This window comes from Terrabacter sp. MAHUQ-38 (assembly GCF_014518425.1).
GTDB lineage: Bacteria > Actinomycetota > Actinomycetes > Actinomycetales > Dermatophilaceae > Terrabacter.
The window spans coordinates 269946-283315 of record NZ_JACVCU010000002.1; the positions used below are offsets into that span (position 1 = coordinate 269946).

The 13370-nt window shown below is 70.9% G+C and carries 10 protein-coding genes; 8 read left to right on the forward strand and 2 right to left on the reverse strand.

Translation table 11 applies throughout. The features are described 5' to 3' along the window. Window positions 1–222 precede the first annotated feature (222 nt). Window positions 223–2994, forward strand: coding sequence for a pyruvate dehydrogenase (acetyl-transferring), homodimeric type (aceE, locus tag H9I49_RS08215; protein WP_188029870.1), 2772 nt, complete (start codon window positions 223–225; stop codon window positions 2992–2994). A 163-nt stretch (window positions 2995–3157) separates the two neighbouring features. Here aceE and H9I49_RS08220 read toward each other — a convergent pair whose 3' ends face one another. Beyond that, the gene (locus H9I49_RS08220) at window positions 3158–4108 is read right to left on the reverse strand and encodes a type IV toxin-antitoxin system AbiEi family antitoxin domain-containing protein (protein WP_188029871.1); all 951 of its coding nucleotides are present in this window, start codon (window positions 4106–4108) and stop codon (window positions 3158–3160) included. 280 nt (window positions 4109–4388) lie between these two features. Here H9I49_RS08220 and argG point away from each other — a divergent pair, with 280 nt between their 5' ends. From argG to fabF, 7 genes are all read left to right on the forward strand, one after another. Further along, window positions 4389–5813, forward strand: coding sequence for an argininosuccinate synthase (argG, locus tag H9I49_RS08225; RefSeq protein ID WP_188029872.1), 1425 nt, complete (start codon window positions 4389–4391; stop codon window positions 5811–5813). A gap of 55 nt (window positions 5814–5868) precedes the next feature. Beyond that, window positions 5869–6585, forward strand: coding sequence for a class I SAM-dependent methyltransferase (locus H9I49_RS08230; RefSeq protein WP_188029873.1), 717 nt, complete (start codon window positions 5869–5871; stop codon window positions 6583–6585). 91 nt (window positions 6586–6676) lie between these two features. After that, entirely contained in the window at window positions 6677–7990 is a 1314-nt protein-coding gene (locus H9I49_RS08235; RefSeq protein WP_188029874.1) for a helix-turn-helix domain-containing protein, read from the forward strand. Window positions 7991–8036: 46 nt separating this feature from the next. Then, window positions 8037–8966, forward strand: a complete 930-nt coding sequence (locus H9I49_RS08240; RefSeq protein WP_188029875.1) for an ACP S-malonyltransferase — start codon at window positions 8037–8039, stop codon at window positions 8964–8966. Window positions 8967–9109: 143 nt separating this feature from the next. Beyond that, a complete protein-coding gene (locus tag H9I49_RS08245; protein ID WP_188029876.1) occupies window positions 9110–10162 on the forward strand; it encodes a beta-ketoacyl-ACP synthase III in 1053 nt (350 codons plus the stop codon). A gap of 127 nt (window positions 10163–10289) precedes the next feature. After that, complete coding sequence (locus H9I49_RS08250; protein ID WP_026864933.1) at window positions 10290–10538, forward strand: acyl carrier protein; 249 nt, start codon at window positions 10290–10292, stop codon at window positions 10536–10538. A 141-nt stretch (window positions 10539–10679) separates the two neighbouring features. Further along, window positions 10680–11930: a beta-ketoacyl-ACP synthase II gene (fabF, locus tag H9I49_RS08255; protein WP_188029877.1), complete on the forward strand. Its 1251-nt coding sequence runs from the start codon at window positions 10680–10682 to the stop codon at window positions 11928–11930. 97 nt (window positions 11931–12027) lie between these two features. On the opposite strand, the gene H9I49_RS08260 is transcribed toward fabF, so the two are convergent. Then, complete coding sequence (locus H9I49_RS08260) at window positions 12028–13236, reverse strand: RtcB family protein (RefSeq protein ID WP_188029878.1); 1209 nt, start codon at window positions 13234–13236, stop codon at window positions 12028–12030. Window positions 13237–13370: the final 134 nt, after the last annotated feature.

Below are 13370 nucleotides of genomic sequence, written 5' to 3' on the forward strand. Positions count from 1 at the left end.
GACCTCAGTGCACAGGCTCCGACGCTACCGCGCATTCCCGGTCCCATGCGCGCACTACGCGCGGGACGTGCCCGGCGGGGCCGGACGGCATACGACATGGCGGCCCGTCCCGGTGCTGGACCCGAGTGTGACCACCACCACGGTTTGGTAGAGGATGGTTGGGAGCAGCGGCGTGGCCGACCGGTCACGCGCGCGGCGAAGCGACGAGAAAGGACCCACGACGTGGCTTCCGAGGCCGGACCGATCCTCAACGGCATCCCCAGTCAGCTCCCGGACATCGACCCGGACGAGACGCAGGAGTGGATCGACTCCCTCGACGCCGTCCTCGACGAGAAGGGCCGGACGCGGGCGCGCTACATCATGCTCAAGCTCATCGAGCGAGCGCGCCAGCAGCAGGTCGGCGTCCCGTCCCTGACGGCGACCGACTACATCAACACCATCCCGCCCGAGCGCGAGCCGTGGTTCCCCGGCGACGAGGACGTCGAGCGCGAGATGCGCCGCTACATCCGCTGGAACGCCGCGATCATGGTGCACCGCGCGCAGCGCCCCGGCATCGGCGTCGGCGGGCACATCTCGACGTACGCGTCGGCCGCGACGCTCTACGAGGTGGGCATGAACCACTTCTTCCGCGGCAAGGACCACCCCGGCGGCGGCGACCAGATCTACTTCCAGGGCCACGCCTCGCCCGGCATGTACGCCCGCAGCTTCCTCGAGGGCCACCTCACCGAGGCCGACCTCGACGGCTTCCGGCAGGAGAAGAGCCACCTCGTCGACGGCTTGGTCAAGGCCGTCCCGTCCTACCCGCACCCGCGGCTGCTCCCGGACTACTGGGAGTTCCCGACGGTGTCGATGGGCATCGGCCCGATGAACGCGATCTACCAGGCGCAGTTCAACAAGTACCTCCACAACCGCGGCATCAAGGACACCAGCCAGCAGGACGTGTGGGCCTTCCTCGGCGACGGCGAGATGGACGAGCCCGAGTCGCGCGGCCTGCTGCAGCTCGCGGCCAACGAGGAGCTCGACAACCTCAACTTCGTCATCAACTGCAACCTGCAGCGGCTCGACGGCCCGGTGCGCGGCAACGGCAAGATCATCCAGGAGCTCGAGGCGTTCTTCCGTGGCGCCGGCTGGAACGTCATCAAGGTCGTCTGGGGCCGCGGCTGGGACCCGCTGCTCGCCGCCGACCGCGACGGTGCGCTCGTGCACATCATGAACCAGACGAGCGACGGCGACTACCAGACCTTCCGCGCCAACGACGGCAAGTACGTCCGCGACCACTTCTTCGGGCGCGACGCGCGCACGGCCAAGATGGTCGAGGGCTGGACCGACGACCAGATCTGGTGGGACCTCAAGCGCGGTGGCCACGACTACCGCAAGGTGTTTGCGGCCTACCAGGCAGCGCGAGCCCACACCGGCCAGCCGACCGTCATCCTCGCGAAGACGATCAAGGGCTACGGCCTCGGCTCGCACTTCGCCGGCCGCAACGCCACGCACCAGATGAAGAAGATGACGCTGGACGACCTCAAGGCCTTCCGCGACAGCCTCCGCATCCCGATCAGCGACGAGCAGCTCGAGGCCAACCCGTACCAGCCGCCGTACTACCACCCGGGCCGCGACAGCGAGGTCATCAAGTACTCCGTCGACCGTCGCCAGAAGCTCGGTGGCACGCTGCCGAGCCGCCGTGTGCAGTTCGAACCGGTCAAGCTGCCCGGCGACGAGGCGTACACCCAGGTGAAGAAGGGCTCGGGCAAGCAGGAGGTCGCCACCACGATGGCGTTCGTCCGCCTGCTCAAGGACCTGTTGCGCGACAAGGAGTTCGGCCCGCGCATCGTGCCGATCATCCCCGACGAGGCGCGCACGTTCGGTATGGACGCGTTCTTCCCGACGATCAAGATCTACAACCCCAACGGGCAGAACTACACGCCGGTCGACGCCGAGCTCATGCTCGCCTACCGCGAGAACTCCAGCGGCCAGATCCTGCACCTCGGCATCAACGAGGCGGGCTCGCTCGCCGCGTTCACGGCGGCCGGCACGTCGTACGCGACGCACGGCCAGCCGATGATCCCGATCTACGTCTTCTACTCGATGTTCGGGTTCCAGCGCACGGGTGACTCGATCTGGGCAGCCGCCGACCAGATGTCGCGGGGCTTCCTCATCGGCGCCACGGCCGGGCGCACGACGCTGACCGGTGAGGGCCTGCAGCACGCCGACGGTCACAGCCCGCTCCTCGCGGCGACGAACCCCGCGGTCGTGCACTACGACCCGGCGTACGGCTACGAGATCGCCCACATCATGCAGGACGGCCTCCGGCGGATGTACGGCGAGGGCAACACGCCCGAGGAGTCCAACGTCATCTACTACCTCACGGTCTACAACGAGCCGATCCAGCAGCCGAAGGAGCCCGAGGGCGTCGACGTCGAGGGCATCCTGCGCGGCATGCACCGCATCTCCGAGGCCGACACCGAGGGCTGGACTCACGAGCCGCCGCGGGCGCAGATCCTCGGCTCGGGTGTCGGTGTGCCGTGGGCGCTCGAGGCGCAGCAACTGCTCGCAGACGACTGGGGCGTGGCCGCCGACGTGTGGTCGGTGACCTCGTGGAACGAGCTGAGGCGCGACGGCCTCGCCGCCGACGAGCAGGAGTTCCTCTCCCCCGACGCCGAGAAGCGGGTCCCGTGGGTCACCCAGTGCCTCGAGGGCACGCAGGGCCCGGTCATTGCGGTGTCCGACTACATGCGCGCCGTCCAGGACCAGATCCAGCAGTGGGTCCCGGGCACGTTCGCCTCGCTCGGCGCCGACGGCTTCGGCTTCTCCGACACCCGCCCGGCCGCACGTCGCTTCTTCCACATCGACGGCCCCTCGGTCGCGGTGCGGACGCTGCAGCAACTCGCCAAGGACGGCAAGGTCGACGCCGACGTGCCGCGCCGCGCGGCGGAGAAGTACCAGCTCGACGACGTCACCGCCGGTACGTCCGGCAACGCCGGCGGCGAGAGCTGACGCCACCCGTTGACGTGTGCCGCTGGGCCCGGTTCTCCTCGGAGGCCCGGGCCCAGCGCCGTCCCCGCCGCCGCCCCCACTCGCGCGTCGCACGGACTGCACTTCGGCCCACGACCCGCGCCGCGCCCCGCCGCGCGTGACACGAAGCGCAGCTCGTGCGACATCACGCCGCCCGTGACAGTGCGTCGAGCACCCGAGCACGGACCCGCTGTGGGTGGTCCAGGTCGGCCCAGACGAGCCGCACGACGATCCAGCCCTCGCGGCGCAGGGCGTCCTCCCGGCGCTTCTCGTCGAACAGGACCTCGGGCCGGCCGTCGGCGTACTTCACGGCGCCGTCGAACTCCACGACGACTCGCGTGCGAGCGATCCGGAAGTCGACGCGGAAGAGTCGGCCGTCCGCGACGATCTCCACCTGCGGCTCGGGCTCGAAGCCGAGTGCCCGCAGCAGGTAAGCGGTCCGCGTCTCACCGGGTGACTCGTGTCGTCCGTCCGCATGAGCCAGGGCGCACCGGACGGGACCGATACCGGTGTGCGTCCGGAAGTCGGCCACGGCGCGCACCAGCTCCTCGGGCGTCGTGAGCGCGGACCGCAGCGCCGAGTCCGCAGGCACGAGTGCGCTCTCCGCACCACCGAGGAGCCCAGCCTGGACGATGGCGAGCGGTACCGGCATCGCGGCGGGCCTCAGGTCGTGAGGACGTGGCGTGGCCAGGCGGAGACCGCCGACCGACCGATGGATGACGACTCCAGGGCGCCGCACGGTCACGCTGCGCCGACGGACCGGGCCCGACTCACCGGCGATGGTCTCGTCGACGGCTGAGGTCAGGTGGACGGCCGTGAGGTCCGCTCGGAACGTCGGGATGCGGCGGCAAATGAGCAGCGAGTGGTGGCTGATCACCGCCCGAGCTCGGAACTGGCGTCCCAGTGCGAGACTCGTGAGCCGGTGGCGCTCCTCTCCCAGCGGTGGGTCCCCCTCCACCACGGCGTACCAGCCGCGGCTGAGCCGGACCAGTCGCCCGGTCGTGCAGAGGCGCCGCAGGGCATGCCGGTCGAGGCCCTGACGTGCGGCGTCGGCCGAAGAGAAGATGCCGTCGGGTCCTAGGAGGTCCAGGTTCATGTGCACACCGTCGGCCGGGCGTGGGGTCATGTCTGCCCCTGACCCGCGAGCTGTGGGCAACGAGGTCGCCCCACCGAGGGGATGTGGATCGGCCGCCGAAGCGGCACCGGGCGCACGCGCGACAAGACGGTGCACGGGCCGCACTTGCACCCGCGCGGCTGTCGTTCCCCCTACAGGCGGCGGGCCGAAGCGCGGCACGTCGAGGGGGCGGCACGGCATACGCCGAGGGCAGGGCGGGCCGGTTGGATAGGTATGCGCGGCTGTGCATATACTTGCATCCGTGTCCAAGGTACTGACCTCCCTCCCTGTCGGTGAACGAGTCGGGATCGCCTTCTCCGGCGGCCTCGACACCTCCGTGGCTGTTGCCTGGATGCGTGAGAAGGGCGCGGTGCCGTGCACGTACACGGCCGACCTCGGGCAGTACGACGAGCCCGACATCGACTCCGTCCCCGGCCGCGCGGGCCAGTACGGCGCCGAGATCAGCCGCCTCGTCGACTGCAAGACGGCGCTCGTCGAGGAGGGCCTGTCGGCCATCGTGTGCGGTGCGTTCCACATCCGCAGCGGCGGCAAGACGTACTTCAACACGACGCCGCTCGGCCGCGTCGTGACGGGCACCCTCCTCGTGCGGGCCATGCAGGAGGACGACGTCTCGATCTGGGGCGACGGGTCGACCTTCAAGGGCAACGACATCGAGCGGTTCTACCGCTACGGCCTGCTGGCCAACCCCAGCCTGCGCATCTACAAGCCGTGGCTCGACGCCGACTTCGTCACCGAGCTCGGCGGACGCCACGAGATGTCCGAGTGGCTCACGGCCCGCGACCTGCCCTACCGCGCCTCCGCGGAGAAGGCGTACTCCACGGACGCGAACATCTGGGGCGCGACGCACGAGGCGAAGACGCTCGAGTTCCTCAACGAGTCCATGGAGGTCGTCGAGCCCATCATGGGCGTCCGGTTCTGGGACCCGTCCGTCACGATCGAGACCGAGGACGTCACGGTGCGCTGGGAGCGCGGCCGTCCGGTCGCCATCAACGGGCAGGAGTACGCCGACGCGGTCGCCCTGGTCGACGCAGCCAACACCATCGGCGGGCGCCACGGCCTCGGCATGAGCGACCAGATCGAGAACCGCATCATCGAGGCGAAGTCGCGCGGCATCTACGAGGCGCCGGCCATGGCCCTGCTCCACCTCACGTACGAGCGGCTGCTCAACGCGATCCACAACGAGGACACCATCGCCAACTACCACGCCGAGGGTCGTCGCCTCGGCCGCCTCCTCTACGAAGGCCGCTGGCTCGACCCGCAGTCGCTCATGGTGCGCGAGTCGCTCCAGCGGTGGGTCGCCTCGGCCGTCACCGGTGAGGTCACCCTGCGTCTGCGCCGTGGTGACGACTGGTCGGTCGTCAACACGACGGGCCCGGCGTTCAGCTACCACCCGGAGAAGCTCTCGATGGAGCGCACCGAGGACGCCGCGTTCGGCCCCGTCGACCGCATCGGCCAGCTGACCATGCGCAACCTCGACATCGCCGACTCGCGCGCCAAGCTCGAGCTGTATGCCGCCCAGGGCCTCCTCGGCAGCCACGCCACCGAGCTCGTCGGCCAGCTCTCCCCCGGTGGGGCGGCGGCCATCTCGGCCAACCCCGCGGCCGTCGAGATCGACGAGCAGGACGACGCGCTCGACCGCGCCGCCATGGAGTTCGGCACCGACTGAACGACGGCCGCTTCGACGCGGCATTCGCGCTGCGACGTGGCTAGGGTTGCCGGTCATGGACCAGAGCAGCCACCTCACCGAGCACGCTCGGGTCGCCGAGCAGTACGCGTCGACCGACAACCTGCGCACGCGCCGCGAGGTGTGGGGTCCGGGACCAGCCGGCGTCTCGCCTGTCGACGTCCTGCGGACGACCGTGGTGGCGGCGCAGCCGACCCGGCTCGTCGAGATCGGATGCGGCACCGGGCAGTTCGCCCGCTCGGTCCTCGACGAGGCCCCGGGCATCGAGTACGTCGCCACTGACCTCTCCCCGGCGATGGTCGACGCGACTCGGGAGCTCGGGATCACCGCCGAGATCGCGTCGGCCGACGTGCTGCCGTTCGGCGACGACACGTTCGACGCCGCGGTCGCCGCGTGGATGCTCTACCACGTGCCTGACCTCGACGGCACGCTCCGCGAGCTGCGTCGGGTGCTGCGCGACGGCGGCACCCTGCACGTCGCGACGAACGGCGAGCAGCACCTGTCCGAGCTGTTGCGCGAAGCGGGTGGTGAACCGCTCGTCACGCAGTTCACCTCGGAGAACGCTGCCGAGGTGCTCGGCCGGCACTTCGAGCACGTCGCTCAGCGCGACGTCGAGACGCGGGCCGGCTTCCCGGACCACGCGGCCGCCCAGGCGTACCTCGCGAGCTTCGCACCACACCTCGCCGAGACCCTGCCGTTCTTCGACGGACCGAGGACGTATGCCGGGCACACCTCCGTGCTGACGGCCCACTGACGAGACCCGGGCGCCGCCTGAGGGTGGCGCCGTCACGCCCGTTTGTGAACGGCATACAAAGCAGTGGGCGGGGGGCGCCTAGGCTGGCCACGTGAGCACGCGGTCGCGGCAGCACCCGAGCGAGGAGACCTCGCGCGCCGTCGAGCGCAGCGCGGGCGACCTCGCGACCCTCGCGTCGCGCCGGATGGAGGAGCATCTGCGGTGGTATCGCGAGCTCTCGGCCGAGGAGCGTTCGCAGGTCGGGCTCGTCGCGCAGGCCGGCATCTCGCAGTTCATCGCCTGGTTCCACCAGGAGGAGAGCCACGCGCCGTCGGCGATCTCGATCTTCGCCAACGCGCCGCAGGAGCTGACCCGCTCGGTGAGCCTGCGCCAGACCCTCGACCTCGTGCGGACCGTCGTCGACGTCGTCGAGTCGCGCGTCGAAAGCCTCGCCGGGCCGGGTGACGAGCAGCTGCTTCGCGAGTCCGTGCTGCGCTTCTCGCGCGAGATCGCGTTCGCGGCGGCCGAGGTGTATGCCGGCGCGGCCGAGGCGCGTGGAGCGTGGGACGCCCGGCTCGAAGCCCTCGTCGTGGACGCCGTGCTCCGTGGCGAGGCGGACGACTCGATGCAGTCGCGGGCCAGCGCGCTCGGCTGGGGCGACGTCGCCGACGTGACCTTCGTCGTCGGCAGCACGCCCACCGCGCAAGGCGGTGCCGTGCCCGCCGTCGACGACCTGCGCCGGTCGGTCCGCCAGCACCACGTCGAGGCGCTCGCCATCGTGCAGCGTTCGCGCCTCATCGCGATCCTCGGCGGCACCCGGGACGCGACCGGCGTCGTCGAACAGGTCGCCGACTGCTTCGGTCCAGGTCACGTGGTCGTCGGCCCGACCGTCCCGCATCTTTTCGCCGCGGGGCGCTCAGCAAGGGCCGCACTCAGCGGCCTGTCCGCCGCGGCCGCGTGGCCGGACGCCCCCCGGGTGCTCGAGTCCGACGCGGTGCTGCCGGAACGCGCCCTGGCCGGCGACGCGCCCGCCCGGCGCATCCTCGTCGACCGCATCCACCGGCCCCTCGCTGGGTCGGGCCACGCTCCCCTCCTCGACACGGCGACGGCCTATCTCGAGAGCGGCGGCTCGCTCGAGGCATCGGCGCGGGCACTCTTCGTGCATCCCAACACGGTGCGCTACCGCCTAGGGCGCATCTCCGACGTCACCGGCTACGACCTGTCCACGCCGCGCGAGGCCTGGGCGGTGCGCATCGCGCTGGCGCTGGGGCGGCTGTCGGCCACCTCGACCCCCACCGGCCCAGTGGGTATGCCGACCGTGACGTCGTCGGTCGCCGACCCGACACGCCGGGGCCACGGCCAGCCCGGCCCGACCGAACCCTCCGTTTTGGAGGATTCCTCCAAACTATCCTCGTCGACTTCGTGACATTCGGTGGCGAGGTCCTCACCGGTAACCCGGAAAGGTTGAGCACGTGCTAGCGATCGTCTGCCCTGGACAGGGCTCCCAGACCCCAGGCTTCCTCACCCCGTGGCTCGAGCTCGACGGCGTGCGCGAGCACCTGACGGTGCTGGGCAAGGCCGCCGGCCACGACCTCGTCGTCCACGGCACCGAGTCCGACGCCGACACGATCAAGGACACGGCGGTCGCCCAGCCGCTCATCGTCGCGGCCGGCCTCGTCACGGCCGCCGCACTCTTTCCGACCCCCGACGACCTGTCGGCCACGGGCGCCGTGGTCGCCGGGCACTCGGTCGGTGAGCTGACCGCGACGGCCCTCGCCGGCGTCGTCACCGACGAGCAGGCGATCTCCCTCGTCGCGACGCGCGGACGCGCCATGGCCCAGGCCAGCGCCGTCACCCCGACCGGCATGGCCGCCGTGCTCGGCGGCGATCCCGACGAGGTGCTCGCGACGCTCGAGAAGCACGGCCTGACCCCCGCCAACATCAACGGCGCCGGACAGGTCGTCGCCGCGGGGACGCTCGAGCAGGTGGCCGCCCTGCGTGACGCCCCGCCGACGAAGGCCCGGGTCATCCCGCTCCAGGTCGCGGGCGCGTTCCACACCCACCACATGGCCCCCGCGGTCGAGGCCCTCGCCGCCGCGGCGGCCGACGTGACGCCGGCCGCGCCCACGGTCCGGCTGCTGTCCAACGCCGACGGCGCCACGGTGGACGACGGACCCGACGCGCTCGACCGGCTCGTGCGCCAGGTCAGCAACCCGGTGCGCTGGGACCAGTGCATGGAGACGATGCTCGCGCTCGGCGTCACCGGCCTGCTCGAGCTCGCTCCGGCCGGCACCCTCGTCGGACTCGCCAAGCGCGCGATGCCCGGCGTCGAGACCCTCGCCGTGAAGACGCCCGACGACCTCGAGGCGGCCCGCACCCTCGTCGAGGCCCATCGCGCATGACCATCGCCCGCACGACTGGCGCGCCGACCCCCACTGGGGGCAGGCTCGTGGTGTGGACCCCGGCCGACGGCCACCCCGGCTGCCCCGGTTCGCTCCTCCGCCGATCCCCCACCACCTGACCCCCTCACTCGAGAAGGCCTCACGTGACCTCCCCCAGCACCGCTCCGGCACCCAAGGGCACCGGCACCCTCGTCGACAACGGCGCCCCCCGCCACTCGAAGATCATGGGTGTCGGCGCCTACCGCCCGGCCCGCGTCGTCATGAACTCCGAGATCATCGACAAGATCGACTCCAGCGACGAGTGGATCCGCGAGCGCTCCGGCATCATCAGCCGCCACTTCGCGGCCGACGACGAGAGCGTCATCGACATGTCCGAGGCCGCGGCGCGCCAGGCCCTCGAGCACGCCGGTGTCTCGGCCGAGCAGATCGGCTTCGTGCTCGTGGCGACCGTGACGCACCCCTACCAGACACCGGCCGCGGCACCCGAGCTGGCCTCGCGCCTCGGCTCGACGGCGCCCGCGCTCGACATCTCCGCCGCGTGCGCCGGCTACTGCTACGGCGTCGCCATGGCGAGCGACATGGTCAAGGCCGGCTCGGCCGACTACGTCCTCGTCGTCGGCGTCGAGAAGCTGAGCGACTTCACCGACCCCTACGACCGGGGAAGCGCGTTCATCTTCGGCGACGGGGCCGGCGCATGCGTCATCGGCCCGAGCGACACCCCGGGCATCGGCCCGACGGTGTGGGGCTCCGACGGCACCCAGCGCGACGCGATCACGCAGCGGCAGGCGTGGACCGACCTGCGCGAGTCCTGGCAGGACGCCCAGTCCGACAAGAACGTGTGGCCCGCGATCGGCATGGCCGGCCAGACCGTGTTCCGCTGGGCGGTCTGGGGCATGGCGCCCGTGGCCCAGCAGGCCATCGACAAGGCCGGCATCAAGGCCGACGACCTCGACGCCTTCATCCCGCACCAGGCCAACATCCGCATCATCGACGCGATGGTCAAGCAGCTCAAGCTGCCGGCCGACATCCCCGTCGCCCGCGACATCGTGACGACGGCCAACACGTCGGCGGCCTCGATCCCGATCGCCACCACCCGGATGCTCGCCGAGAAGGAGATCCCGAGCGGCGGCCTCGCACTGCAGATCGGCTTCGGCGCCGGTCTGGTGTACGCCGCCCAGGTCGTCGTGCTGCCCTGAGCGGGGCCCGGAGCCGGCCCCAAGCAGCCACAGCTCCCGCCGGTCCCGACGGGTCATTCGGGCCACGGAACGACATCCGCTTCGGATGGCAGATGCAGACACCAACGAACACACAAGGAGCAGACAGATGGCTCAGTCCGAGCAGGAGATCCTCGAGGGTCTCGCCGAGATCGTCAATGAGGAGACCGGCCTCGACACCGCGTCCGTCGAGATGGACAAGTCCTTCACCGAGGACCTCGACATCGACTCCCTGTCGATGATGACGATCGTCGTCAACGCCGAGGAGAAGTTCGGCGTCCGCATCCCCGACAGCGAGGTCAAGAACCTCAAGACCGTCCGCGACGCCGTCACCTTCATCGGCAGCGCACAGTCCTGACCACGGGCTGACAGAACGCACCGTATGCCGTCCGGCCCGCCGGGCAGCGACCCCGCCGGACGGCATACGGAGTCATCCAGCACCACCCGCACCAACCCGCACAGCCAGCACCACCACATCGACTCAGAGGAGCACGTCACCATGACGAGCAATCGCGACCGACGCGTCGTGGTCACCGGTCTCGGCGCCACGACGCCCTTGGGCGGCACTGCCACCGAGACGTGGGAGGCCCTGCTCGCCGGACGGTCCGGCGCCCGCCCGATGGACTTCGACTGGGTCTCCAAGTACGAGCTCCCGGTCACCTTCGCGGCGACGATCGCCACGAAACCCGAGGAGGTCCTGGCCAAGGTCGAGACGCGCCGCCTCGACCCGTCCAGCCAGTACGCCCTCATCGCCGCGCGCGAGGCCTGGGCCGACGCCGGCAAGCCTGAGGTCGACCCCGAACGCCTGGGCGCCGCCATCGGGTCCGGGATCGGCGGTGTCTGGACCCTCCTCGACCAGTGGGACAACCTGCGCGAGAAGGGGCCTCGCCGCGTCTACCCGCTGGCCGTCCCCATGCTCATGCCCAACGGCCCGGCGGCCGCGGTGTCGCTCGACATCGGTGCCCGCGCCGGTGCCCACACGACCGTCAGCGCGTGCGCCTCGGGCGCCGAGAGCATGGGCTACGCCATCGACATGATCCGCACCGGCCGCGCCGATGTCGTCGTCGCGGGTGGCACCGAGGCAGCCGTGCATCCGCTCCCGATCGCCGGGTTCGCCGCGATGCAGGCGCTCTCGACGCGCAACGACGAGCCGGCGAAGGCGTCGCGCCCCTATGACACCGGCCGTGACGGTTTCGTGCTCGGTGAGGGTGCTGCCGTCATCGTCCTGGAGTCCGAGGAGCACGCGCGGGCCCGTGGGGCTCGGATCTACGCCGAGCTCGCGAGCGTCGGCATGTCGGCCGACGCCCACCACATCACGGCCCCCGAGCCCAACGGCTCCGGCGCGTCCCGCGCGATGCTGTACGCCGTCGAGCGCGCCGACCTGTCGCCGACGGACATCATCCACATCAACGCCCACGCGACCTCGACGCCCGTCGGCGACGTGGCCGAGTACAACGCGATCAAGCGGGCCTTCGGCGACCACACCGAGAACATGTCGGTGACGGCGACGAAGTCGATGACGGGCCATCTGCTCGGTGCCGCCGGCGCCCTCGAGGCCGTCATCACGATCCAGTCGGTCTACAACCGCCTCGTGCCGGCCACGATCAACCTCGACGACCAGGACCCCGAGATCCCGCTCAACGTCGTCACTGGTGACCACCAGAAGCTGCCCGACGGCGACATCGCCGCCCTCAACAACTCGTTCGGCTTCGGCGGCCACAACGTCGCCCTCACCATCCGCAGCATCTGACGAGTCGGCAGGCAGCCCATCGGGCGAGCTTGCCGCAGAAGGCCACTCGGTCGTGGGGCACCACGACCGAGTGGCCTTTCTCATGACGCGGGCCCGTCTAGCCCTTGACGCAGAGCAAAGTCGTGAGTCGTGCGACGACCTCGACGAGCGGGCTCGGCCCCGACGCCTGCGCCGCGATGACGGACTCGAGATCCTTGTAGGCCGAAGGGATCTCGTCGATGACGCCGGCGTCCTTGCGGCACTCGACGCCCGCGGTCTGGGCCCGCAGGTCCTCGACCGTGAACTGCCGCTTGGCCGCGTTGCGGGACATCCGGCGACCCGCGCCATGGCTCGCGGAGCAGTACGACGCCTCGTTGCCCACGGCGCGGACGACGTACGAGCCCGTCCCCATCGAACCCGGGATGAGACCGAGGTCGCCGACCCCTGCCCGGATCGCACCCTTCCGCGTCACGACGACGTCGACGCCCTCGTAGCTCTCCTCGGCGACGTAGTTGTGGTGGCACCGAACCGGCTCGTCGAAGGCGACGTGGGGGAAGTGGCGGACGACCACCTCCCGCGTCGTCGCCATCATCACCTCACGGTTGAGCGCGGCGTAGTCCTGGGCCCAGTAGAGGTCGTGGAGGTAGGCGCTCATCTCACCGGTGTCTGCGAGGAAGACCGCCAGGTCACGATCGGGCAGCCCCAGGTTGTGCGCGAGCGACCGGGCCGTGGCGATGTGCCGCTCGGCGAGCTCCTTGCCGATGTTGCGCGAACCCGAGTGCAGCATCAGCCAGATCCGGCCGTCGTCGCCCTCGCAGAGCTCCCAGAAGTGGTTCCCTCCGCCCAGCGAGCCGCACTGCGCCAGCGCCCGGTCCCGACGGTCGGCGACCTTCGGTGCCCGCAGCTCGGCGAAGCGAGCCATGAGCCGGTCGAACCGGGTCGCCAGTGCGGCGTCGCGCCGGAGCACCGGAGCCGTGCCGTCGTTGGCGTTCCAACCGACGGGCACGACCGCCTCGATCGCCGAACGCAGCGGACCCAGGTCGCTGGGGAGGTCCTCGGCCGTGAGGTTGGTGCGAACGCCGGTCATGCCGCACCCGATGTCGACGCCGACGGCTGCCGGAGAGACCGCGTCGCGCATGGCGATGACCGAGCCGACCGTGGCTCCCTTGCCGAGGTGGACGTCGGGCATGACACGGACGCCCTGGACCCACGGCAGCCGGCTGATGGTGCGCAGCTGCTCGAGGGCGGCGTGCTCGACCTGGGCCGGGTCGGCCCACATCAGGGTCTGGGCCTGCGCGCCCGGGAGCGCGACAGGGAACGTGGTCATGGTGCCCATCCTTTCGTGGGGCCGGACGGGCGGTCGCCGTCCGGCAGGAGCTCACGGAGCTGAGTGCGTGGGGTGAAGCAGGGGTATGCCGGGCGGCAGGCGGGCGTCGTGAGCCGACCACCCGGCATACCTGC

Coding starts and splice junctions, on each gene's coding strand:
- H9I49_RS08220 (WP_188029871.1), bottom strand. CDS start 4,108: ATGAACCTGGACCTCCTAGGACCCGACGGCATCTTCTCTTCGGCCGAC.
- H9I49_RS08230 (WP_188029873.1), top strand. CDS start 5,869: ATGGACCAGAGCAGCCACCTCACCGAGCACGCTCGGGTCGCCGAGCAG.
- H9I49_RS08250 (WP_026864933.1), top strand. CDS start 10,290: ATGGCTCAGTCCGAGCAGGAGATCCTCGAGGGTCTCGCCGAGATCGTC.
- fabF (WP_188029877.1), top strand. CDS start 10,680: ATGACGAGCAATCGCGACCGACGCGTCGTGGTCACCGGTCTCGGCGCC.
- H9I49_RS08260 (WP_188029878.1), bottom strand. CDS start 13,236: ATGACCACGTTCCCTGTCGCGCTCCCGGGCGCGCAGGCCCAGACCCTG.